Source organism: Microbacterium sp. Au-Mic1 (assembly GCF_021341785.1).
Taxonomy (GTDB): domain Bacteria; phylum Actinomycetota; class Actinomycetes; order Actinomycetales; family Microbacteriaceae; genus Microbacterium.
The window spans coordinates 326839-348937 of the sequence record NZ_JAJTTF010000004.1 but is presented as its reverse complement, the minus strand read 5'-3'; the positions used below and the strand labels follow the sequence as shown (position 1 = coordinate 348937).

The window sequence follows — 22099 nt, the reverse complement described above, 5'->3', positions numbered from 1 at the left end:
CCCGCCGGCTTGTCGGCCTCGATCGCCGCGCGCAGCTTGCGCGCGACCGGAGGCTCGATCGTGGATGAGGGGGACTTCACGAACTCGCCGAGCTCCTTGAGCTTTGCGAGTGCGAACTTGCTGTCGACGCCGAGTTCAGCGGCGATCTCGTGCACGCGTGGTTTACCAGCCACAATTCTCCTGTCAGGGTCGGTCCGCCCTGGCAGGGCAGACCACTAGTCGCGGACGGGTCTCATTTCGAGCCGTTCACTTTGTTTCCATAGCCGTTCAGCCGTTTCTCGAGGGTCTGCATGTTCTCTGCTTCCGGGAATTCCATTGCAGTGGACACACGGAGCGCACGGGCGAAGGCGCGTCGCCGCAGGGCGGTGTCCACGCACTCCGGAGTCGGATGCACCCACGCACCCCGCCCCGGCAGCACGGCCTGCCCGTCGAAGACGAGCTCACCGTTCCGGATTGCCACCCTGAGCAGGGCGGTGCGAGATGCACGAGCGCGGCAACCGACACACGTTCGTACAGGCTCCATCTTACACCTCGGGCGCGGCAGGCGAACGCGCCCGCTCAGGCGCCGTCGAGGATCGAGTCCGGCTGGATGTCGATCTTGGCGCCGGTGAGCTTGGCGGCGAGGCGGGCGTTCTGCCCTTCCTTGCCGATCGCGAGCGACAGCTGGTAGTCGGGGACGAGCGCACGCACGGCCTTGGTACCGGCGTCGAGAACGAAGGCGCTGGTCACCTTGGCGGGCGACAGCGCATGCGCGACGAACGTCGCCAGATCCTGGTGATAGTCGACGATGTCGATCTTCTCCCCCGCGAGCTCCTCGGTGACCGCTCGGACGCGACGGCCCATCTCGCCGATGCACGCGCCCTTGGCGTTGATCGCGGGGTCGTTCGCCTTCACCGCGATCTTGCTGCGGTGCCCGGCCTCGCGAGCCAGAGCGACGATCTCGACCAGACCCGCGGCGATCTCGGGCACCTCGAGCGCGAACAGCTTGCGCACGAGTCCGGGGTGCGTGCGGGAGACGGTGATCGCCGGACCCTTCATCCCCTTGGCGACCGACGTCACGTAGACGCGGATGCGGGTTCCGTGCGTGTACTCCTCGCCCGGCACCTGCTCCTCGGGCGGGAGGATCGCCTCGACGGATCCGAGGTCGACGTGGATCATGCGCGGGTTCGGACCCTGCTGGATGACACCGGCGACGATGTCGCCCTCCTTGCCGCGGAACTCGCCGAGCACGGCGTCGTCGGCGATGTCCCGAAGGCGCTGGCCGATGACCTGCTTCGCGGCGAAGGCGGCGATGCGGCCGAAGTCATCGGGCGTGGAGTCCTCCTCGCCGATGATCACGCCCTCCTCGTCACGCACGGGGATGAGGACGGCGACGTGGCCGGTCTTGCGGTCCAGCTCGACGCGGGCGCCTTCGGTCAGCACGCCCTCCGCCGAGTCATGCTTGGCGTAGGCGGTCAGGACGGCCTGTTCGATGATCGCGATCAGCTCGTCGAAGGGGATCTCCTTCTCCCGCTCGATCGTGCGCAGCAATCCGAGATCGATATCCATGACGGCCTCCCTGTTCAGCTCTCGTCGGCGCGCACCCGCACGCACGACATCCGTACAACGATACCCTGGCCGCACCCGCCTCGGCGAAGCCTCCCGAGCGCCGCGCCCGAGAATCCGCAGACGAAGACGCCCAGAGGAGCACCCGTGCCCGAGTTCGACACGATCGTGATCGGCGCCGGCATGTCCGGCGCGACTGCCGCGCGGCTGCTCAGCGACGCCGGGCAGCGCGTGACCGTGCTGGAGGCGCGGGACCGGATCGGCGGGCGTATGCACACGGATCGGGACGCGGGCTTCTCCGTCGATCTCGGCGCCTCCTGGATCCACGGCATCGAGGACTCCCGCCTCTGGGAGCTCGTGCAGGCACTCGGCGCGCCGTCCATCGAGTTCACCGTCGGCAGCTTCCAGGCCGGTGGCAGGCCGATCGCCGACTTCGACGGCGCGGCGCGGCGGATGTCCGCCACCGAGAGCGCGCAATGGGTCGCCGACGTCGATGCCGCCGACCACGCCGTGAAGGAGCAGATCTCCCGTGCTCGTCCCGGCGACACGTACCTCGACGTGACCGAGCGCGCCCTCGACGCGCTGGAGCGACACAGGGACGCGATGGATCCCGAGCGCGTCGACGAGATCCGCGAGTTCTTCCGGCATCGCGTCGAGGAGCAGTGCGGCGCGTGGATCGGCGATCTCGACGCGCACGGGCTCGACGAGGACGCGATCGACGGCGATGAGGTCGTCTTCCCGCGCGGTTACGACGAACTGCCGCGTCGCGTCACCGCCGGCCTCGACGTGCGGCTCGAGCACGTGGTGCGGCGCATCGTGCGCAGCACCGAGGGGCTGCGGGTCGAGACCGACCGCGGCGTCTTCACCGCGGCGCAGGCGGTCGTCACCGTGCCCCTCGGCGTGCTGAAGGCGGGGACGATCGCCTTCGAACCGGCGCTGCCTGCCGAGGTCGCGGATCCGCTCGCGCGACTCGGGATGGGCGTGTTCAACAAGATCTTCCTCCAGTTCTCCGAGCGTTTCTGGGATGAGGGCGTCTACGCGATCCGCGCCCTCGGAGAGCCCGGTGAGCACTGGCACTCCTGGTACGACGTGTCCGCGATCAGCGGTCGCCCCACCCTGCTGACCTTCGCCGCCGGACCGTTCGGGCAGCGCATGCAGACACTGACCGACGACGCGATCTCCGCCGATGCGGTGGCGGCCCTGCGCAGGCTCTACGGAGAGAGCGTCCCCCAGCCTGTCGCGCAGTGGATCACGCGCTGGGGACAGGATCCGTTCTCGCTGGGGTCCTACTCGCACCTCGCGACCGGATCATCGCACGGCGACCACGACGCCCTCGCGGGCCCGGTCGACGGCGTGCTGCACTTCGCCGGCGAGGCGACCTGGGGCGCGGAGCCCGCGACGGTCGGCGGCGCGTACGCGTCGGGAGTGCGCGCCGCGGAGCGGATCCTCGGCCGCCGCGTCGACCTCGAGGCCTTCGCCGCGGGGATCCTGCTTTCCGAGGCGTGACGACAGCCCGCGAAGTCGTGGTCCTGAGGAGGGCATTGCGTGCACGCGCCGCCCGGCCCCGCGCCCGGTTCGAGGCGTCGTTCAGCGGCCGGGGGCGGATCCGAGTCTGTTGATCGCGCCGATGAGGCGGAACAGCCCGCCGACGGCACGCTGATCCAGGTGCAGCGACAGCCGCGGCAGCTCGACCAGATCCTTGTCGGCGAGCTCGACGGGATGCGGACCGGATGTCTCGATGCGACCGGACGACAGCATCGAGCCGAACTGCTCGTTGAGCTGAGCGATCTCGTCAGCCGTCGGCTCTGCGCGCAGGCGCAGCACCAGCAGGTCGCCCACCCACCGCAGCGAGTCGTAGTTGCGCCAGAACCCGGTGATGACGGCCGTCGCCTCCGACACGGAATCGGTGATCTGGACTCGGTCGAAGTCGCCGGGAGAGATCACCCCGGTCGGTGCGAGGTCCTCCTGCACGAAGCGCTCCAGGCCGCGCCAGAACGTCCCGCCGGGCTCGTCCAGCAGGACGATCGGCATGGGCTCGGCCTTGCCTGTCTGCTGCAGGGTGAGCAGCTCGAACATCTCGTCCAGGGTGCCGAAGCCGCCGGGGAGGCAGATGAACCCGCGGGACTCCTTCATCAGCATGAGCTTGCGCGTGAAGAAGTACTTCATCGCCACGACGTGCTCCTGCTCGGCCACGATCGTGTTCGCCTTCTCCTCGAACGGGAGTCGGATGGACACCCCGAGAGAGCGCTCGGGGCCCGCGCCCTCCGCAGCGGCCTGCATGATCCCCGGGCCCGCGCCCGTGACCACCATCCAGCCCTCTGCGGCGAGCGCGGCCGCCACGTCGCGCGCCTGCCGGTAAAGCGGGTCGTCCTGGGCGGTGCGGGCGGATCCGAAGACGGTCACCTTGGGCACGCCGTGGAACGGTGCGAACAGCCGGAAGGCGCTGCGCATCTCGCTGAGCGCCGCCGAGGCGATCTTCAGATCCAGTCGATCGGCGCCGTCCTCGCCGAGCAGCACCGCCGTCTGCAGCATCCGCAGCACCAGGCGCCGGTCCGCGTGCACGCCGGCGTCATCGAGAACAGCGTTGATCTCGGCTCGGAGGGCCGGAGGCAGGATCTCGTCGGTCATGCCTCCAGCGTGTCACGCCGCGATGAACGGCGGGTGCCGCCGCGCGGAGCGGACGATGCCTGGAGCAGCACCCGCCCGCCCGGTGAGCCGACTCAGTCCGCAGCGCTCCAGGGCATGGGCCGCTCCGGCAGTCGCGCGCTGTCGTCCGGGAGATGCGGGAGCTCCTCCCCACCGGCGCGGATGCACAGCCAGCGCAGCTCGCCGGCGCTGTCCGGGCGCGCACGCCACGTCCGCGGCACGTCCTGTCCGACCCGGACGACCGTGCCGGGCCCCACCTCGACGACCTCGTCGCCCACGCCCATCTGGCCGCGCCCGGCGAGGAACACGTAGAGCTCCTCGATCCGGGAGTGGGTGTGCCAGTAACCGGCCTCCTCCCCCGGTTCCAGGGCGTTCGCGGTCATGCCGATGTACTGCATGGCCAGTTCGTGGTCGACGACGCGCCGCCCGTCGCGCGAGCGCGCCGCGTCGAATCCGCCGTGGAACGCGCGCCACTCGTCCGGGCTGCCGATGCTCGCGACCTCGTATCCGCTCATGCGCTCTCCTCCTCGTTCGCGCCCTTGCGCGCGTCCTCGCCCTCGCTCCACGACCGGAGCCAGCCGTCACCGTGGCGGGTGTAGACGATCCGGGTGTGCCGGCGATCCGTCGCGCCCTGCCAGAACTCGATCCGGCTCGGCACGATCCGCCAGAGCACCCAGTCCCCGTCCGCGACCCCGGCTCGCGCCGCAGCCGATCGCGCCGCGAGGTCGGCCGCGCTCTCGTCGGACGAGGCCTCGCGCACCGGACCGCGCACCCGCACGGCGCGCAGCACCGGCTGCCACCAGAAGTTCAGCGCGGCCGCGGGATGGGCCGCGAGCTGCCGGCCCTTGGCGGATGACCGCGTTCCCGCGAACGCCCAGCCGCGCTCGTCGACGTCCTTGAGGATGAGCGTCCGCGCGTCCGGGACCCCGTCGACATCGACCGTCGCCAGGGTCGCGGCGTGCGGTTCGGCCACGCCCGCCTCCGCCGCGGTCGTGATCCAGTTCAGGAACAGCGCGAGAGGTTCGTCCGGCACCGATCCGGGATGCAGCGCCGGCGCGGATCCGGTGAGCGCGGGGCGTGCTCGCAGCCAGGCGGCAGGCGTCATGTCCATGTCTCCATCCTGCAGGAACCCTTCCCACCGCGGACTCAGCACGCCGCGAGCCGGGTCACTGCGCCGCGGAGCTCACGCCGAGGGCCCCGCGCATGCTCTTCGGATGCGCGGGGCCCTCGTGCGGTGCCGGCGTCGTTCAGCGCGTGGTGAGCGCCTGAACCGCCTCCGCGATCGACACGGTGTCGCGTTCGCCGGTGCGGCGGTCCCACAGCTCGACCTGGCCGTCGGCGGCGCCACGGCCGACGACGAGCACACGCGGCACGCCGACGAGCTCGGCGTCGCCGAACTTCACACCGGGTGAGACCTTCGGACGGTCGTCGTAGAGCACGTCGAGTCCGGCCGCCTCGAGCTGCGCCGACACGTCGGCCGCGACGTCGAAGGCGAGCTGATCGCGACCGGCCGCGACGACATGCACGTCGAACGGCGCCACCGAGGCGGGCCAGACCAGCCCCTTCTCGTCGTTGTTCAGCTCGGCGATGATCGCGAGGATGCGGGTCACGCCGATGCCGTAGGAGCCCATCGTGACGGTCACGAGCTTGCCGTTCTCGTCGAGAACCTTGAGCCCGAGCGTCTCCGCGAAGAAGCGGCCCAGCTGGAAGACATGGCCGATCTCCATGCCGCGCGCCAGGTACACCGGACCGGATCCGTCGGGGGCGGGGTCCCCCTCCTGCACGTCGGCGATCTCGACCACGCCGTCCGCGGAGAAGTCACGGCCGGCGACGACCGAGTGCGCATGCTTCTGGTCGATGTTGGCGCCCGTGATCCAGCTGGTGCCCTCGGCGACCCGCGGGTCGAGGACGTAGCGGATCCCGGTGGCCGACTCCTCACCGAGGATCGCGCCGGTGGGCGACCACGGGCCGATGTAGCCCTTGACCAGAAGAGGGTGGCTCTCGAAGTCGTCCGCCGTCGCGGCCTCGACCTCGGCGGGCGCGAAGGCCACCTCGGCGCGCTTCTCGTCGACCTCGCGGTCGCCGGGGATCCCGACGACGACGAGTTCGCGGGTGCCGTCGAGGTGGGTGAGCGCGAGCACCACGTTCTTGAGGGTGTCGGCCGCGGTGAACTCCCCCTCGAGGTTCGCGTTGGCGTGCGCCACGAGCGTCTCGATCGTGGGCGTGTTCGGCGAGTCGAAGATCACCGGGGCGCCGTCCGCATCGAAGGGCACGGGCTCAGGAACGGCGGTCGTGTACGCCTCGACGTTGGCCGCGTAGCCGCCCTCGGAGCGCACGAAGGTGTCCTCGCCGACGGGTGTGGGGTGCAGGAACTCCTCGCTGCGCGCGCCGCCCATGAGGCCGTTGTCCGCGTTGACGATGACGTACTCGAGCCCGAGGCGCTGGAAGATGCGCTCATAGGCGTCGCGCTGAGCCTGATAGCTGGCGTCGAGCCCCGCATCGGACGCGTCGAACGAGTAGGCGTCCTTCATCGTGAACTCGCGGCCACGCAGGAGGCCGGCGCGCGGACGGGCCTCGTCACGGTACTTGTCCTGGATCTGGTAGATCGTGAGGGGCAGGTCCTTGTACGAGGAGTACAGGTCCTTCACGAGCAGCGTGAACATCTCCTCGTGCGTGGGGGCGAGGAGGTAGTCGGCGCCCTTGCGGTCCTGCAGGCGGAAGATCCCATCGCCGTAGGACTCCCAGCGGCCGGACCGCTCGTAGGGATCGCGCGGCAGCAGCGCAGGGAAATGCACCTCCTGCGCTCCCGCGTTCTCCATCTCGTCGCGGATGATCCGCTCGATGCGCGCCTTGACCCGCAGTCCGAGCGGCAGCCAGGTGAAGACGCCAGGCGCGGCCCGGCGGATGTATCCGGCCCGGACCAGCAGCTTGTGGCTCGTGACCTCCGCATCGGCGGGGTCTTCACGGAGCGTGCGGAGGAAGAAGTTCGAGAGACGAGTCACCACGGAACAAGTCTAGTGACGGCGATCGCCCCGCCCGTGCGGGGTTGCGCGGGCGGGGCGATCGGGCGTTTCAGAGCTGGTCCGGACGCGGAGGCGTCAGTTCAGGGCGCGGGTGCTCGCCGGGATGATGCCCCCGGCGTAGATCTCGGCGGCGCTGTCCTGCAGCGCAGTGAGAGCGACCCGCTGCGGCAGCGGACCGAAGGAGATGCGGGCGGCGCCGAGCGCCTCGTACTCGGCGGAGGTGAGCGCGCCGGGCAGGCCGATCACGCTGACCTTGCCGTGTCCGATCCCCTCGACGAGGGCGCGCGTGGTGTCCGCGTCGAGGATGCCGGGCACGAACACCGCGGTGGCGCCGGCGTCCAGGTAGGCCCGACCGCGCTCGATCGCGTCGGCGACGGACTCGGAGACCGGGCGGCCGCCCCCACGGACGAAGGCGTCGGTGCGCGCGTTCAGCACGAACGGCACGCCTTCGGCCTCGCCCGCGCGGATCATCGCCTCGACGTCCGCCGCAGCCTCGGCGAGGGGGCGCAGCCGGTCCTCGACATTGGCGCCGACCACGCCTGCGCCGATCGCGAGACGCACGGTCTCCCCCGCGTCGCCGTAGCCGTCGTCGAGATCGGCGGTCACCGGCAGCTCGACGGCAGCGGCGATGCGGCCGACCATGTCGAGCATGAGCTCGCGCGGGATCGCGCCATCGGCGTAGCCGTAGGACGACGCGATCGAATGTCCGGCCGTCGCGATGGCCGTGGTCTCGGGGAGGGCGGCGATCGCCTGTGCGGAGACGACGTCCCACACGTTCACGACGCGAAGGATCTCGGGGGCCGCGTAGAGCGCGGCGAGGGTGCGGGCCTTGTCGGCAGAGGTGGTCATGGACACCACGCTAATACCCGGCTCCGACCGGAAGCGCGGCCTAGGCTGAACCCATGCTGCAGCGCCGACCGCACATCGCCCCGTCCGCCGCACAGAGCGAGCTCGCCACCGCGCTTGCGGCTCTGCGCACCGAGATCGATGCGCCTGCAGGGTTCCCGCCCGAGGCACTGGCGGAAGCCGCATCGGCCACCGCACCGACGCCGGATCTGGACTTGCGCGACATCCCGTTCGCGACGCTGGATCCCGCGGGGTCGATGGATCTCGACCAGGCCTTCCAGATCGAGCGGAACGGATCCGGCTACACCGTGCGTTACGCGATCGCGGACGTCCCGTCGTTCGTCGCGCCGGGCGGCGCGCTCGACGAGGCGGCCCGCGCCCGCGGCGAGACGCTGTACGCGGCGGATGGGACGATTCCGCTGCATCCGCCCGTGCTCAGCGAGGACCACGCCTCACTGCTGCCGGATCAGGACCGCCCGGCCCTGGTGTGGACGTTCGCGCTCGACACCGCCGGATCCGTCATCGACACCCGCCTGGAGCGCGCGCTGATCCGATCACGCGCGAAGCTGGACTACGTCACGACGCAGGCTGACCTCGACGCGGGGCGCGACACGCCGGCCGCACTCCTCCCCGAGGTCGGGCGGCTGCGACTGGCGCAGGAGGCGCAACGGGGCGGGGCGAGCCTGAACCTGCCCGACGACGAGGTGGTCCGCCGCGACGACGGCACCTACGCGATCGAGCGCCGTACCCCGCTGCCGATCGAGGACTGGAACGCGCAGCTGTCGCTCATGACGGGCATGGCGGCTGCTCAGCTCATGCTGCAGGCGAAGGTCGGGATCCTGCGGACCATGCCACAGCCCGACGACGCCGCATTCGAGACGTTCCGGCGGCAGACCGCCGCGCTCGGCGTGGCGTGGACGACCGGGCGATACGGCGACTATCTGCGTGGGCTGGATCGCGAAGATCCGCGCACCCTGCCGATCCTGGAGGCCGCGTCGGCTCTGTTCCGCGGCGCCGGGTACGTCGCCTTCGACGGCGAGGTGCCCGCGGAGACGACGCAGGCGGCGATCGCCGCACCCTACGCGCACGCGACCGCGCCGCTGCGGCGTCTCGTGGACCGCTGGTCGCTCGCGATCTCGCTCGCCGTGAGCCGGGGCGAGGAGATCCCGGCCTGGGTGCACGACAGCCTCGCGCAGGTTCCGGATCTGATGCGCGCGTCTGCCCAGCGCTCGTCGACGCTGAACTCGCGCACGCTCGACCTCGTGGAGGCGGCGCTGCTGGCGCCGCACGTGGGCGAGCCCTTCGACGCGGTCGTGATCCGGCGCAACGGCGCTCGCGGAACCGTGCAGATCGCGGATCCGCCCGTGACCGCATCGCTGGGGCTGCCGGACTCGGCGGCCGCGGGGGCGACCATCCGGGTGATCCTGAACGCGGTCGATGTCGCGAAGGGGCAGGTCTCCTTTGCCGTCGCCTGACGACGCCTCGGCGGAGCTCTCGGCGTGGCTGCGCACCCACGCGCACCGCCTGCGCACGCTCGACCCCGACGACGAGGACGACGCGGACCTCGAGCCGCTTCTGAACATCGTGGGCGATGCGCGCGTCGTCGCGATCGGCGAATCCATGCACCGCGTGCACGAGTTCTTCGCGCTGCGCCATCGTGTGTTCCGGTTCCTGCATCGCCGCGCCGGCTTCACAGCGCTGGTGACCGAGAGCGGCCTGCCCGAGGGGCGCCACGTCGACGACTGGATCCGCACCGGCCGCGGCCGCCTGCGGGACGCCCTGCGAGAGGGGATCTCCTACCGGTTCGGCGCATGCCAGGAGATGCTCGACCAGGTCACCTGGATGCGCGAGCGCACCGCCACCGGACATCCCGCACCGCGCTGGTACGGGATGGACCTGCCCGATTCCTCGGCGAGTGCCCTGCCGGGCATCGCGGCCGCGCTCGCGGTGCTCGACGAGACCGATCCGCATTACGCCGCACACCTGCGCGCGACGCTGCTGCCGCGGTTCGCGTACCTGCCCGACGACCGGACGGGTTTGGCGCAGGCGGCGCCGACCATCCAGGCTCATCTGGCGCTGCCCGACTCCGAGCGCGCGGCGATCACCGTCGGCATCGCCGACCTCTCGGCGCGGATCCGCGCACGCCGACGCGAGCAGATCGCCGCGCTCGGCGGCGATGCCGGCGCCGAGGCACGGGTGGACTTCGCGATCCGCGCCGCGGACGGCGCCCGTGCGGCGGACGCGTTCCTGCAGGCAATGGCCGCGGGCCCCACCCGAACCTGGCCGCCCGCGAACATCCGCGACGAGTGGATGGCCGACACCGTCGAGTGGATCCTGCGGCGCGAGCCTCGCATCGTCGTCGCCGCCGCGAACGGTCATGTGCAGCGCACCCCGTTCTCCGCTCCCCCGTTCGTGCCGGATCCGATGACGACCATGGGTGCGCATCTCAGCGATCGGATCGGCGACGACCTCGTGGTGATCGGCACGGCGTTCGGCGGCGGCGAGCAATGGCTGCACCGCCCTGACCCCGCGGATCCACCAGGGCACTCCCGCCCGTTCGTCTCACGGCTCGCACCGCTCGCGGAGTCGAGCCTGGACGCGGTGCTGAAGCGCTCCGGCATCGGCGACGCCGTGGTGGACCTGCGTATCCTTCCCCCGGGGGCCGCCTCCGCGCTAGACGCGACCGCAGGCTGGCACAACGGCGACGTGGTCCAGCCCGGCCACGCGCGCGACGCGTTCGACGCCGTGGCCTTCATCCGGACGGTCTCACCCTGGCAGACGTGGATCGACGAGCGGGGGCTGGACAGGCGCTGAATCGCGCCGACGCGTGTCGCGTCTCGGACGTCGGGATCGCCGGCGCCGAACACGACGATGCAGACGCAGCAGACGGATCCCCTGGTGTCCTCGAGTCTTCGCCACCCAGATCAGAGCGAGCAGCACAAGGATCAGCGGGACGAACTCCGGGGCGAAGAGGAAGGTGCCGAACAGCACCTCCACTCCCTCGAATCCGATCAGAGCTGCGGCGGCGAAGTACATCCAAGTATCGATGCGGACGGTCAGTCGCAGCAGGGCGAGCGAGCTCCTGGCTCGCGCTCGCCGTGCGCGATAGCGAAAGAGACGGATCCACCGGGCCCGGTGGCGCGGCAGACGGCGACAGGGCACACAGAGGCGGGGCAGACGAGGCGTGGGCATGGGGGTCTCCGGGGGTCGGCAGAACGAGGACGCTGTGCGCGTCCTCGAACCGCGGCGACCGCCCGGGTCGTTACCCGATCGGCACTGCAGTGCGGGACGCCGAATCGGCGTTCCCGGGCGCTCGCGCGCCACGAGCCCCGACGGGGCGGCTGCGCCATGTCGTGGACATCGTCTGACGCTCGCGAGTCGGTCGCGACCTCGTCCCGCTGACAGGCGCCCCGTATTCTGTCCCGAAGCGCATGACCACGGCGATCATGACCGCGAGGGCGATCCCCATCACCGCCGCACCGATCGCGACAGCACCCATGGCCACCAGCCAGGCGAGCGGCGCGGCGTGCAGCTGCATCGCGAGCGCGACATCGGCACCGATGATCCATTCATCGAGCACGGCGATCAGGGACATGGTCGAAGCCTATCCCGGCGGATCTTCGGCGAAGGCGACGTCGTCCTGCGCCATCCGATCGGTCGGCGGGCGCGAACCTGTGTCAGCCCCGCCGAGCCGCCCGGGCGACAGTCCTGCCGCGCCGCGTCCGGCAACTTACGCCGGCACCGCCGACGTCGTCATCACCAGCAGCTGCGGATCCGAAAGGTCCAGGGTCACCGTGATCGACGCGAACTCCGCGAGCGATGACGCGTGCGTCCCGCCGCACAGGATCGACGGGGTGCCCTCGGGCAGCTCGCACACCCAGCGGCGGCGATCGACGATCGTCTCGCCCTCCACGTCGATCCGGCTCGGTGCGCCGGACGCGACCCAGGCCGCGAGCTGCGCGTTGATGCGATCCTCGCGCTCGGCCAGAGACGCGGCGAAGCCCTCGGTGTCGAAACCCGCCTTGCGCAGGCTCTTGCCGAGGCGGTACTCGTCCACCGCGCCGTCCTCGTGGATGAAGCTGGTCTGATTCGCGCGCCCCTCGAAGTCAGGGGTGCCGAGTGCGTCGGATCCGGGATCCTTGCGCCACAGGTCTGCGACCGACAGATCCAGAGCCAACGAGGCCAGGTGGCACGCGGTGTGCCCGCGGCTCAGACCCGCGCGGTGCGCAGCGTCGACAGCGGCCTCGGCCGCGGCCCCGGCCGCGAGCACCGAAGGAACCGCCTCGATCCGGTGCCCGACGAGCCAGGTCCAGCCCTCCGCGCCCCGCTTGACGGGGATATCGGCCCCGAACGCGACCTCGCCCTCGTCGCTCACCGCCGCCATGACGGCCTCGGTCACGGCGACCTCGACGTCGTCCACCCGCAGCGAACCCCGATCCCCCGGCTGGTCCGGCCAGGTGTGGTCGACAGGGTGGAAGGGCGTCCGATCCAGGACGACGACGGCGCCGCCATCCGCCGGATGCACGCCCACGACGCGGGCGGACTCGACGAGGGATCCCGACGGGAAGGTGACGATCGTGGCGCTGGTCACGAGGTGACGACCTGCGCGGTGCCGATCGGCGCGCCAGGGCCCATCTCGTCAGCGATGCGGTTCGCCTCCTCGATGAGAGTGGCGACGATGTCCTCCTCGGGCACGGTCTTGATGACCTCGCCCTTGACGAAGATCTGCCCCTTGCCGTTGCCGCTGGCGACGCCGAGGTCGGCCTCGCGGGCCTCACCCGGGCCGTTCACGACGCAGCCCATGACGGCCACGCGCAGCGGCACGGTCATGTCCTTGAGACCCTCGGTGACGTTCTCGGCGAGCGTGTACACGTCGACCTGTGCTCGCCCGCACGACGGGCAGGACACGATCTCGAGCTTGCGCTCGCGCAGGTTCAGCGACTGCAGGATCTGGTGCCCGACCTTGACCTCCTCGGCGGGCGGCGCCGACAGGGAGACGCGGATCGTGTCGCCGATGCCCTCGCCGAGCAGGATGCCGAAGGCCGTGGCCGACTTGATCGTGCCCTGGAACGCAGGACCCGCCTCGGTCACACCGAGGTGCAGCGGCCAGTCGCCCATCGCGGCGAGCAGACGGTACGCCTTCACCATGACGACCGGGTCGTTGTGCTTGACGGAGATCTTGAAGTCGTGGAAGTCGTGCTCCTCGAACAGCGACGCCTCCCAGCGGGCGCTCTCGGCGAGCGCCTCAGGGGTGGCCTTGCCGTATTTCTCGAGCAGCCGTGGGTCCAGGGACCCGGCGTTCACGCCGATGCGCAGCGACACGCCCGCAGCCTTCGCCGCCGCCGCGATCGCGCCGACCTGATCGTCGAACTTGCGGATGTTGCCCGGGTTCACGCGCACGGCCGCGCAGCCGGCGTCGATCGCCTGGAACACGTACTTCGGCTGGAAGTGGATGTCGGCGATGACCGGGATCTGGCTCTTCTTCGCGATGATGTGCAGCACATCGGCGTCGTCCTGCGAGGGCACGGCGACGCGCACGATCTCGCAGCCGGAGGCCGTGAGCCCGGCGATCTGCTGCAGAGTCCCGTTGATGTCGGTGGTCTTCGTGGTCGTCATCGATTGCACGCTGACGGGAGCGCCGCCGCCGACGAGCACCTTGCCCACCTTGATCTGGCGGCTCTTGCGTCGCGGGGCGAGGACGTCGGGGATCTTGGGCATCCCCAGGTTCACAGCTGGCACGTCTCCCAGGGTACCCGTGCACGGCTGGACGGGATCCGCGCGCGAGCTGAGCGCACGCCGCGAACGTCACGACGTGCTGCCCCGCCGCGCCGGTGTGGTAGTTTCGGCGCATGTCCGCGAACCGCTCTTGGTGGCCCGCCCGTTAGGCGGAGAGTTCGCGACCCACGATCCAGACCGCCTTCCGGGGCGGTCTTGTCGTTTCTGCCGCGTCGGATCCCTCTTTCAGGAGCACTTTCAATGACCACCGCCGACCGGATCCACGCTCTCGATTCGTCGTTCGTCCTGCTCGCCCGCGAGGGCTCGGACAGCGTCGAGCTGCTCACCGGCGAGATCGTCGACGTGACGAACCTCGCCGACATCCCCCTGGGCACCGCCGGCGAGCGCCGCGAGGTGTTCTCGCTGGTCCCGTACCGCCAGGTGCGCGAGCGCGGCTTCGAGGCGCAGGACGACGGCGCCCCGCTGCGCTGCCTGCTCGTGGACGAGCACCTGCACCTGCCGGCGGAAGAGGTGCGTGCGGCGCTGCCCGCGGACCCGATCCCCCTGCACGACGGCGGCTTCGACCTCAGCGACGAGGAGTACGCGGCGATCGTCGAGCGCGTGATCGCCGACGAGATCGGCCGCGGCGAGGGAGCGAACTTCGTGATCCGCCGCGACTACACCGCCCGCATCGATACGACGGCGCCCGACGCGGAGCGCACCGCGGCACTCACCTGGTTCCGGGCGCTGCTCGAGCACGAGCGCGGCGCGTACTGGACGTTCGCGGTCGTCACCCCGGGCGTGGTCGCCGTCGGCGCGAGTCCCGAGGCGCATGTCGTGGCGCAGGGCGGCGTGGTCACCATGAACCCGATCTCCGGCACGTTCCGCCACCCCGCCGGCGGCTCGACCACGGCGGCGCTGGGCGAGTTCCTCTCCTCGACGAAGGAGACCGAGGAGCTGTTCATGGTGGTCGATGAGGAGCTCAAGATGATGAGCGCCGTCTGCTCCGACGGCGGACGGATCACCGGGCCGCACCTCAAGCAGATGTCGCGGCTCACGCACACCGAGTACATGCTGCGCGGCAGCAGCCGGCTGGACCCCCGCGACATCCTGCGCGAGACCATGTTCGCGCCCACCGTGACCGGATCCCCGATGCAGAACGCCTGCACGGTGATCCGCCGGCATGAGCGCAAGCCGCGCGGCTACTACTCCGGCGTGGCGGCGCTCTTCACTCCGAACGACGCCGGCGGGCATGACCTGGACGCGCCGATCCTGATCCGCACCGTGTATCTGAAGGACGGGGAAGTGAGCGTCCCGGTCGGCGCCACCCTTGTGCGCCACTCGGACCCTGCCGGCGAGGTCGGCGAGACCCACGGCAAGGCCGCGGGAGTGCTGGGGGCGATCGGCGCCGTTGCACGGGACACCGCCGCCGAAGCCCGTGAGGACGCGGATGCCCCCGGATCCGGCTCGACCCCTGCCGAGGATCCGGAGATCCAGGCGCTGCTCGCCTCCCGCAACGCCCGCCTCGCCGAGTTCTGGATCAACCCGCAGGACGGCGGCACGGGCACGACGGCCGCGGCGCCCTTCGCCGGGCGCACGGCCGTGGTCGTCGACGCCGAGGACCGGTTCACGACCATGCTCGCGCACCAGTTGCGCCACCTCGGGCTCGACGTGCGGATCCTGCCGTGGGCGGAGGCCGACGACGCCGAGATCGACGCCGCGGATCTGCTCGTGGCGGGTCCCGGCCCCGGCGACCCGCGAGACGACTCCTCACTCCGCATCGCCCGGATGCGTGCGCTCGTCGCTCGGCGTCGCGCCGGCGGACGCCCGCTGCTCGCCGTGTGCCTCAGCCACCAGATCCTCGCGGACTCCCTCGGGATCGAGCTCGCACCGCTCGCCAGCCCGCACCAGGGGCTGCAGAAGTCGGTGCCGGTGTTCGGCGAGGACGCCTCGATCGGCTTCTACAACACGTTCACGGCGCGCGTGACGCCGGGCACGACCGAGGCCGACGTCGCCGAGGTGTCCGCGGATGCGGAGTCCGGGGATGTCTACGCCCTGCGCGGGCCGGCGTTCGCGTCCGTGCAGGGGCACCTGGAGTCGATCCTGTCCCGCGACGGGATGACGACGCTGCAGCGCCTGGTCGGGCACGCCCTGAACGCGCGCTGAGCCGCGCCCAGGAGCGCCGGGAACCTGCTCAGCCGATCGTCACGGGGTGGAACAGGTCGGCGACGAGCAGCAGACCGCCCATGCCGACCAGCAGCGCCGCGACGACGATCGTGAGCGGCACGAGGCGGGTGGCGTCGACGGGCTTGGGCTTCGGACGCCGGAAGACCTTCGCCCACGCCCGCTTCACCCCGTCCCACAGCGCCACCACGATGTGCCCGCCGTCCAGGGGCAGCAGCGGGATCAGGTTGAACACGAACAGGGCGATGTTGAGTGACCCCATGAGGCTCAGCAGCACCGCGAACCGGTTCAACAGCGGAGCGTCGGCCGCGGCCACCTCCCCGGCGATCCGGCCCACGCCGATCACGCTGAGCGGGCCATTGGGGTCACGAGGCGTGTTCGTGACGAGGGAGACACCCACGTCCCACAGCCGCACGGGCAGGTTGCCGATGAGCTGGACGACGGAACCGGTGTTCGCCATCGCCTGCTCGAACCCGGCCGACAGCGGCTGCTGCACGTAGGCGAGCTGCGCACCGACTCCGGCGTAGCCGACCGTGTGCATCACCGCGTTGCCCTTGTCGTCGACGACGGCGCGACCGTTGCCGTCCGCCTCCTGCCGCTGGGCGGCGACCGGGGTCAGCGACAGCGTGAGCCGGGATCCGTCGCGCTCGACGACGAGCGGGATGGTCTTGCCGGGAGAGTCTTGGATGATCGCACTGGCCTCGGCGAAGGTGCTGACGTCCTTCCCGTCGACCGAGACGATCCTGTCCCCCGGCTTGACCCCGGCCTGCGCCGCGGGCGCCACCGGATCCGAGGCGGCGCACGAGGTCTGCGTGGAACCGGCCGGCAGCACGCATTCCGAGACCGAGGCGATCGTGGTCGTACCCTGCTGCAGGCCGATCCCGCTCAGCAGCACTGTGAACGTGACGACCGCGAGCACCAGGTTCATGAACGGCCCGCCGAACATGACGACGACCCGCTTCCACACCGGGAGCAGGTAGAAGACGCGGCTCGCGCGCTCCGGGTCGATGGTCTCGTCGTTCGCAGCCCTCGCGTCCTGGATGAGCGTGCGGAACGCGCCGCGCGACAGGCTCCGCCCGACGTCGTCGCCCTGGTCGCCGGGCGAGGGCGGGTACATGCCGGACATCGAGATGAAGCCGCCGATCGGAAGCGCCTTGACGCCGTACTCGGTCTCGCCGATCTTCTTCGAGAACAGTCGCGGCCCGAAGCCGATCATGTACTGACCGACGTGCACCCCGAACAGCTTGGCGGGAACGAGATGCCCGAGTTCGTGCAGGGCGATCGAGACACCGAGCCCGACCAGCACGAACAGCAGGCCGCCGATGTATAGCAGGATCTCCACCCCGCCACGTTACCGGTGCGGGGCTAGGAAACGGCCGTGCCGGACCTGTGCAGTCGCCAGGATCCTCGGGACCCGACGCGACCTCTCATGCCTGTGCGGCGATCATCCGGTCCGCCGTCGCCCGCGCCCAGGCCTCGGCGTCCGCCAACGACTCGACGGTGAGCTCATCCGGCGGCTCGTGCGCATCGACGACGCGCTGGATGGTGTCGACGATCGCGAGGAAGCTCAGTCGCCCCTCGTGGAACGCGTTCACCGCCTGCTCGTTCGCCGCGTTGTACACCGCGGGGAAGGTGCGCCCGGCTCGGCCGACGTGCTTCGCCAGCGCGACGGACGGGAATGCGGCGTTGTCGAGCGGCTCGAAGGTCCAGCTGGCCGCCTTGGTCCAGTCGATCGGACGCCCGACACCGCCCACGCGGTTCGGCCAGTCCAGGCCCAGCGAGATGGGCAGGCGCATGTCGGGCGGGGACGCCTGCGCGATCGTGGATCCGTCCACGAACTCCACCATCGAGTGCACGATCGACTGCGGGTGCACCACGACCTCGATCCGCTCGTAGTCCACGTCGAAGAGCAGATGCGCCTCGATGACCTCGAGGCCCTTGTTCACGAGCGTCGCCGAGTTGGTGGTGACCATGCGCCCCATGTCCCAGGTGGGGTGGGCGAGCGCCTCGGCCGGCGTGACCGCCGCCATCACCTCGCGGGTCCGGCCGCGGAAGGGCCCTCCGGAGGCGGTGACGACGAGGCGGCGGACCTCCTGCTTCGTGCCGGAGCGCAGCGCCTGCGCGATGGCCGAATGCTCCGAGTCCACGGGCACGATCTGACCGGGCTGCGCGAGTGCGGTGACGAGCGCGCCGCCGACGATCAGCGACTCCTTGTTCGCGAGCGCCAGGGTGCGGCCGGCCTTGAGGGCCGCGAGCGTCGAGCCGAGGCCGATGGATCCGGTGATCGCGTTGAGGACGACATCGGCCTCGATGTCGCGGACCAGCTGCTCGGCCTCAGCGGCGCCGAGTGCCGTGTCGTCCACGCCGAACTCCTCGGCCTGCTGCTCCAGCAGATCCGCCTGCGTGCCCGCGGCGAGCCCGACCAGCTCGAACCGATCCGGGTTCGCCCTGATGACGTCGAGAGCCTGAGTGCCGATGGAGCCGGTGGAGCCGAGGATGAGGACGCGACGCATGGCCTCAGCCTAGGCCGTGTCCTGCCGACGGAAGAGGGCCCGTGCGCATCGTCCAACGCGCACGGGCCCTCGATCGCCTCAGGGGCGGATCACTGCGCGGGGGCTGCCGCCGGCACCGTGCCGAGGATGTCGACCACGAACACCAGCGTCGAGTTCGCGGGGATCGACTGCTGCGCCTGGTCGCCATAGCCCTCGGCGGGCGGGATCACGACCAGCACCTGCGAACCGACCTTCTGACCCTCGAGCGCCTTCTTGAACCCGGTCACCACGCCCGTCGTCTGGAACTGGGCCGGAGCCTTCCGCTTCCAGCTGGAGTCGAACTCCTTGCCGTCGGCCCACGTCACGCCGCGGTACTGCACGATCACGTAGTCGCCGCTCTGCACCGTCGGACCGTCGCCCTGCTTGAGGTTCGCGATGGTCGTCGCCGTGGGCGGGTCGGTCTTCGGGATGGTGATCTCGGGGGCGCCGTCCTTGTCGAGCTTCACCGTCGGCATGCCCTCGACCGGGGCGACCTCCTTGCCCGTCGCGACCGTGGGCAGAGCCTTCGTGGACTGCGCGTAGACCACGATCGCCTTCTGACCCTCGCCCATCACCTTGCCGGGGAGGGCGAGCACGACGGAGGATCCGAGCGGCTGGCACTCCAGCGCCGCGACGAAGAGCGACTGCTGGTTCGGGTCGAGGAGCACGGGAAGCTGGTCGTCCACGCCGCGCGCGCTGGAGTCGAGCAAAGCGCTGTCGGCGGCGTTCACGATGCGGTACTGCACGGAGACCAGGTCTCCGGCGACCACATCCTTGCCGTCGCCCTTCTTGACCACGGTGCGCTCGACCGCGGTGGCGGCGTCGATGTCGGTGCCGGACGGCACGGTGACCTTCAGGTCCTTGCCCTCGCCCTCGACCTTGACCGCGTCGGAGGCCTTGCCCGGCTTGGCATCGAGCAGGCACGACGACGATGCGGACGGCGACGGCGAGGCCGAGGGGTTCGCGGCGCCGGCACAGCCGGAGAGCAGGAGAGCCGTCGCGGCGACGGCGGACAGAGCAGCGGCGATGCGGATGCGCACGGAGGACCTCGAGACGTAGGGACGAACCCGCCTATCCTGCCCTATCGGGCTTTGCCGCCGCTGGGAGGTGGCGTGAATCCGCTTCCCGCATCGCCTCGCGCGCTCATTCCGATCGCGGAATGGATCCTGATCTAGCCTTGTCTGGTGACCCCGCAACCCGAACCCGCAGCGTCTGCGGACCGCGACGAGGCCGTCGCAGAGCAGGATCATCTCGACGACGAGGTGCATCGCGCCGGTGCCACGTATCTGCTCGGCCGGATGATCCTGATCCCGCTCACCCGACTCGTCTATCGCCCTCGCATCGAGGGGCGCGCGAATGTGCCGAAAGACGGCCCGATCATCATCGCGTCGAACCACCTGTCGTTCATCGACTCGATCGCGATCCCGGTCGCGGCTCCCCGGCGCGTGCACTTCCTGGCGAAGTCGAGCTACTTCGAGGGCACGAGCCTGAAGGGTCGCTTCGTCGCGAGCTTCATGCGCGCGGTCGGCGCGATCCCGGTGCGCCGCGGCGCGGGTCAGGCCGCGCTGGACGCCCTGGACGAGCAGCGCAAGCTGCTGGACCGAGGACTCGCGGTCGCGCTGTACCCCGAGGGCACCCGTTCGACCGACGGCCGACTCTACAAGGGACGCACGGGCGTCGCCTTCCTGGCTCTGCAGACGGGTGCGAAGGTCGTGCCGGTCGGCGTGATCGGCACCGACAAGGCGATGCCCGTCGGCGCGAGCATGCCCAGGATCGGGTCGAAGGTCACGATCCGCTTCGGCGAGCCGCTGGATCTCTCGCACCACGGAGCTGCGAGTTCCGGTCGCGCCCGCCGTGGCGCGACCGACGAGATCATGGCCGCGATCCACGCCCTCAGCGAGCAGGAGCTCGCCGGCGTCTACAACGAGGTGCCCGCACACGGCGCGATCGAGAAGATCATGCAGGCGCTGCCGCACGAACGGCGCTGACCCCTTCGTCTCGCGTGCGGCTCGCTCAGGGACCGCCCTTCGTCGAACGTCAGGGGCCGGTCGGAACGACCAGGATCGTTGCCTCGTGGTGCACGGGGAACGACACCGAGTTCGCGATGAAGCACCATGCGTTTGCCTGCGCGTGCGCGGAGGCCGCGGCCTCGCGCATGGACTCCTCGGCGATCGTGACGACGGGATGCAGCGTCACCTCGGTGAACGCCCCACCGCCGCGACCGTCCTCCTGCATCGTGCCGGTGGCCTCGTCGCGGTAATCGACGACGACGACCCCCGCCGTCACGCAGGCATGCAGATAGCTCAGCAGATGGCACTCGCTGAGCGCCGCGAGCAGCAGATCCTCCGGATTCCATCGGGTGGGATCCCCCCGGAACGGCTTGTCGGAGGAGGCCAGCAGTTCCGGCTTGCCCGCCACGGTGAGCGTGCTCGCGCGATCGTAGTCGCGGTATCCCGAGGTGCCCGTCCCCCGGTTGCCGGTCCAGGTCGTCGTGAGGGCGTAACGGTGTGTGCCGAGGCTCATGGGTCCATGGTGCCAGGATCCTGCCGACGCCGGTCGACGTGCCGCCTGTCCGCGGCGTCCGCGCCCACTAGGCTTGCTGTCGTGGTGCAGACTCTGACCGTCCAGGATGCCGTGGAACTCGCCGTCGTCGAACGGAACGGATTCATCGAATCCCGCCACATCGGAGCGGCCGTCGTGCTCTCCCCGGAGGGCGAGGTGGTCGTCCGCCACGGCAACGCCGACGCGCTGGTCCTGCCCCGCTCCAGCATGAAGCCGCTGCAGGCGATCGCCTGCCTGACAGCCGGCGCCCCACTGGAGGGCGAGCAGCTCGGCCTCGCGACCGCCAGTCACATCGGCACCGACCGTCACGTCGCCGTCGTGCGCGAGATGCTCGCCGAGGGCGGGCTCACCGAGGACGACCTGGGCTGCCCCGCGGACTGGCCAGGAGACTCGGCGACCCGAGACGAGCTCGTGCGCGATCACGCCGGCAAGGCGCGCATCCGGATGAACTGCTCCGGCAAGCACGCCACGATGCTGCGCGCCTGCGTCGCGAACGGCTGGCCCACCGCGGGATACCTCGACCTGGACCATCCCCTGCAGGTGCACATCAAGGACGTCGTCGAGCGGCTCAGCGGAGAGCGCGTCGCAGCCACGGCCATCGACGGGTGCGGTGCTCCGGTGCACGCCATCACGCTCACCGGGCTCGCGCGGGCCGTGCACCGCATCGGCTCCGCCTCGGAGCGCTCGCCGTTCGCGCTGCATCGGGTGGCCGGTGCCCTGGTGCGCACGGTGCGCGAGAACCCGTGGACGATCGAGGGCCCTGGACGCCCTGACACCATCGCGATCGAGAAGCTGGGCGTGTTCGCCAAGCACGGCGCCGAGGGCGTGATGGTCATGGTGGCCCCCAACGGCACCACCGTCGCCCTGAAGATGCTCGACGGCTCCGGCCGTGCGGCCACGATCGTGGCCGCCACCCTGCTCGCCCGTGCGGGCGCATTGACCGACGCGCAGGTGGACAGCCTCGCCTCGGCCCTTCCACTTGTCGTCCTCGGAGGCGGCAACGGCGTGGGGGCCATCCGCCCCGGCGCCGGAATCTGAACGCCCCCA

At 70.7% G+C, this 22099-nt stretch carries 21 protein-coding genes; 6 read left to right on the top strand and 15 right to left on the bottom strand.

The features are described 5' to 3' along the window. The 3 genes from LXM50_RS07780 to nusA all read right to left on the bottom strand — a co-directional run. Positions 1–173: translation initiation factor IF-2 N-terminal domain-containing protein (locus LXM50_RS07780; protein WP_233310751.1), on the bottom strand; the 173-nt coding region annotated here is incomplete at its 3' end. Positions 174–232: 59 nt separating this feature from the next. Continuing rightward, the gene (locus LXM50_RS07775) at positions 233–523 is read right to left on the bottom strand and encodes a YlxR family protein (protein WP_233310732.1); all 291 of its coding nucleotides are present in this window, start codon (positions 521–523) and stop codon (positions 233–235) included. Between the two features lie 35 nt (positions 524–558). Further along, the gene (gene nusA / locus LXM50_RS07770) at positions 559–1548 is read right to left on the bottom strand and encodes a transcription termination factor NusA (protein ID WP_233310731.1); all 990 of its coding nucleotides are present in this window, start codon (positions 1546–1548) and stop codon (positions 559–561) included. Between the two features lie 144 nt (positions 1549–1692). Here nusA and LXM50_RS07765 point away from each other — a divergent pair, with 144 nt between their 5' ends. Beyond that, positions 1693–3051 (top strand): FAD-dependent oxidoreductase, encoded by a 1359-nt coding sequence (locus LXM50_RS07765; RefSeq protein ID WP_233310730.1) that lies wholly within the window; start codon positions 1693–1695, stop codon positions 3049–3051. Positions 3052–3132: 81 nt separating this feature from the next. On the opposite strand, the gene LXM50_RS07760 is transcribed toward LXM50_RS07765, so the two are convergent. From LXM50_RS07760 to LXM50_RS07740, 5 genes are all read right to left on the bottom strand, one after another. Next, positions 3133–4173, bottom strand: a complete 1041-nt coding sequence (locus LXM50_RS07760; protein ID WP_233310729.1) for a TIGR00730 family Rossman fold protein — start codon at positions 4171–4173, stop codon at positions 3133–3135. Positions 4174–4265: 92 nt separating this feature from the next. Next, positions 4266–4706 carry a cupin domain-containing protein gene (locus LXM50_RS07755; protein ID WP_233310728.1) on the bottom strand — a complete coding sequence of 147 codons (441 nt, stop codon included), beginning with the start codon at positions 4704–4706 and terminating at the stop codon, positions 4266–4268. Further along, positions 4703–5302 carry a pyridoxal 5'-phosphate synthase gene (locus LXM50_RS07750; protein WP_233310727.1) on the bottom strand — a complete coding sequence of 200 codons (600 nt, stop codon included), beginning with the start codon at positions 5300–5302 and terminating at the stop codon, positions 4703–4705. The genes LXM50_RS07755 and LXM50_RS07750 overlap by 4 nt, the downstream gene beginning before the upstream one ends. A 136-nt stretch (positions 5303–5438) precedes the next feature. Then, positions 5439–7196: a proline--tRNA ligase gene (locus tag LXM50_RS07745; protein WP_233310726.1), complete on the bottom strand. Its 1758-nt coding sequence runs from the start codon at positions 7194–7196 to the stop codon at positions 5439–5441. A gap of 93 nt (positions 7197–7289) precedes the next feature. Then, complete coding sequence (locus LXM50_RS07740) at positions 7290–8063, bottom strand: isocitrate lyase/phosphoenolpyruvate mutase family protein (RefSeq protein WP_233310725.1); 774 nt, start codon at positions 8061–8063, stop codon at positions 7290–7292. Positions 8064–8116: 53 nt separating this feature from the next. On the opposite strand from LXM50_RS07740, the gene LXM50_RS07735 reads away from it, so the two are divergent. Beyond that, complete coding sequence (locus tag LXM50_RS07735; RefSeq protein ID WP_233310724.1) at positions 8117–9535, top strand: RNB domain-containing ribonuclease; 1419 nt, start codon at positions 8117–8119, stop codon at positions 9533–9535. Beyond that, on the top strand, positions 9522–10874 hold the full coding sequence (locus LXM50_RS07730) for an erythromycin esterase family protein (protein ID WP_233310723.1): 1353 nt from the start codon (positions 9522–9524) through the stop codon (positions 10872–10874). Before LXM50_RS07735 ends, LXM50_RS07730 begins: the two co-directional genes overlap by 14 nt. 448 nt (positions 10875–11322) lie before the next feature. Here LXM50_RS07730 and LXM50_RS07725 read toward each other — a convergent pair whose 3' ends face one another. The 3 genes from LXM50_RS07725 to ispG form a co-directional block, all read right to left on the bottom strand. Then, positions 11323–11655 carry a hypothetical protein gene (locus tag LXM50_RS07725; protein WP_233310722.1) on the bottom strand — a complete coding sequence of 111 codons (333 nt, stop codon included), beginning with the start codon at positions 11653–11655 and terminating at the stop codon, positions 11323–11325. A 135-nt stretch (positions 11656–11790) separates the two neighbouring features. Continuing rightward, positions 11791–12651 carry a hypothetical protein gene (locus LXM50_RS07720; protein WP_233310721.1) on the bottom strand — a complete coding sequence of 287 codons (861 nt, stop codon included), beginning with the start codon at positions 12649–12651 and terminating at the stop codon, positions 11791–11793. After that, entirely contained in the window at positions 12648–13799 is a 1152-nt protein-coding gene (gene ispG, locus LXM50_RS07715) for a flavodoxin-dependent (E)-4-hydroxy-3-methylbut-2-enyl-diphosphate synthase (protein WP_233310720.1), read from the bottom strand. Before ispG ends, LXM50_RS07720 begins: the two co-directional genes overlap by 4 nt. A 237-nt stretch (positions 13800–14036) precedes the next feature. Here ispG and LXM50_RS07710 point away from each other — a divergent pair, with 237 nt between their 5' ends. Next, positions 14037–15941, top strand: a complete 1905-nt coding sequence (locus LXM50_RS07710; RefSeq protein ID WP_233310719.1) for a chorismate-binding protein — start codon at positions 14037–14039, stop codon at positions 15939–15941. Between the two features lie 28 nt (positions 15942–15969). Here the strand turns inward: LXM50_RS07710 and LXM50_RS07705 are convergent, their stop codons facing one another. From LXM50_RS07705 to LXM50_RS07695, 3 genes are all read right to left on the bottom strand, one after another. Further along, the gene (locus tag LXM50_RS07705; protein WP_233310718.1) at positions 15970–17301 is read right to left on the bottom strand and encodes an RIP metalloprotease; all 1332 of its coding nucleotides are present in this window, start codon (positions 17299–17301) and stop codon (positions 15970–15972) included. Between the two features lie 85 nt (positions 17302–17386). Continuing rightward, positions 17387–18472, bottom strand: a complete 1086-nt coding sequence (gene dxr / locus LXM50_RS07700; protein ID WP_233310717.1) for a 1-deoxy-D-xylulose-5-phosphate reductoisomerase — start codon at positions 18470–18472, stop codon at positions 17387–17389. Between the two features lie 89 nt (positions 18473–18561). After that, entirely contained in the window at positions 18562–19530 is a 969-nt protein-coding gene (locus LXM50_RS07695) for an FKBP-type peptidyl-prolyl cis-trans isomerase (protein ID WP_233310716.1), read from the bottom strand. 258 nt (positions 19531–19788) lie between these two features. Here LXM50_RS07695 and LXM50_RS07690 point away from each other — a divergent pair, with 258 nt between their 5' ends. Continuing rightward, positions 19789–20478, top strand: coding sequence for a 1-acyl-sn-glycerol-3-phosphate acyltransferase (locus tag LXM50_RS07690; RefSeq protein ID WP_233310750.1), 690 nt, complete (start codon positions 19789–19791; stop codon positions 20476–20478). A gap of 49 nt (positions 20479–20527) precedes the next feature. On the opposite strand, the gene LXM50_RS07685 is transcribed toward LXM50_RS07690, so the two are convergent. After that, the gene (locus tag LXM50_RS07685; RefSeq protein WP_233310715.1) at positions 20528–21013 is read right to left on the bottom strand and encodes an OsmC family protein; all 486 of its coding nucleotides are present in this window, start codon (positions 21011–21013) and stop codon (positions 20528–20530) included. Between the two features lie 81 nt (positions 21014–21094). Here LXM50_RS07685 and LXM50_RS07680 point away from each other — a divergent pair, with 81 nt between their 5' ends. Further along, positions 21095–22090: an asparaginase gene (locus LXM50_RS07680; RefSeq protein ID WP_233310714.1), complete on the top strand. Its 996-nt coding sequence runs from the start codon at positions 21095–21097 to the stop codon at positions 22088–22090. Positions 22091–22099 lie beyond the last annotated feature (9 nt).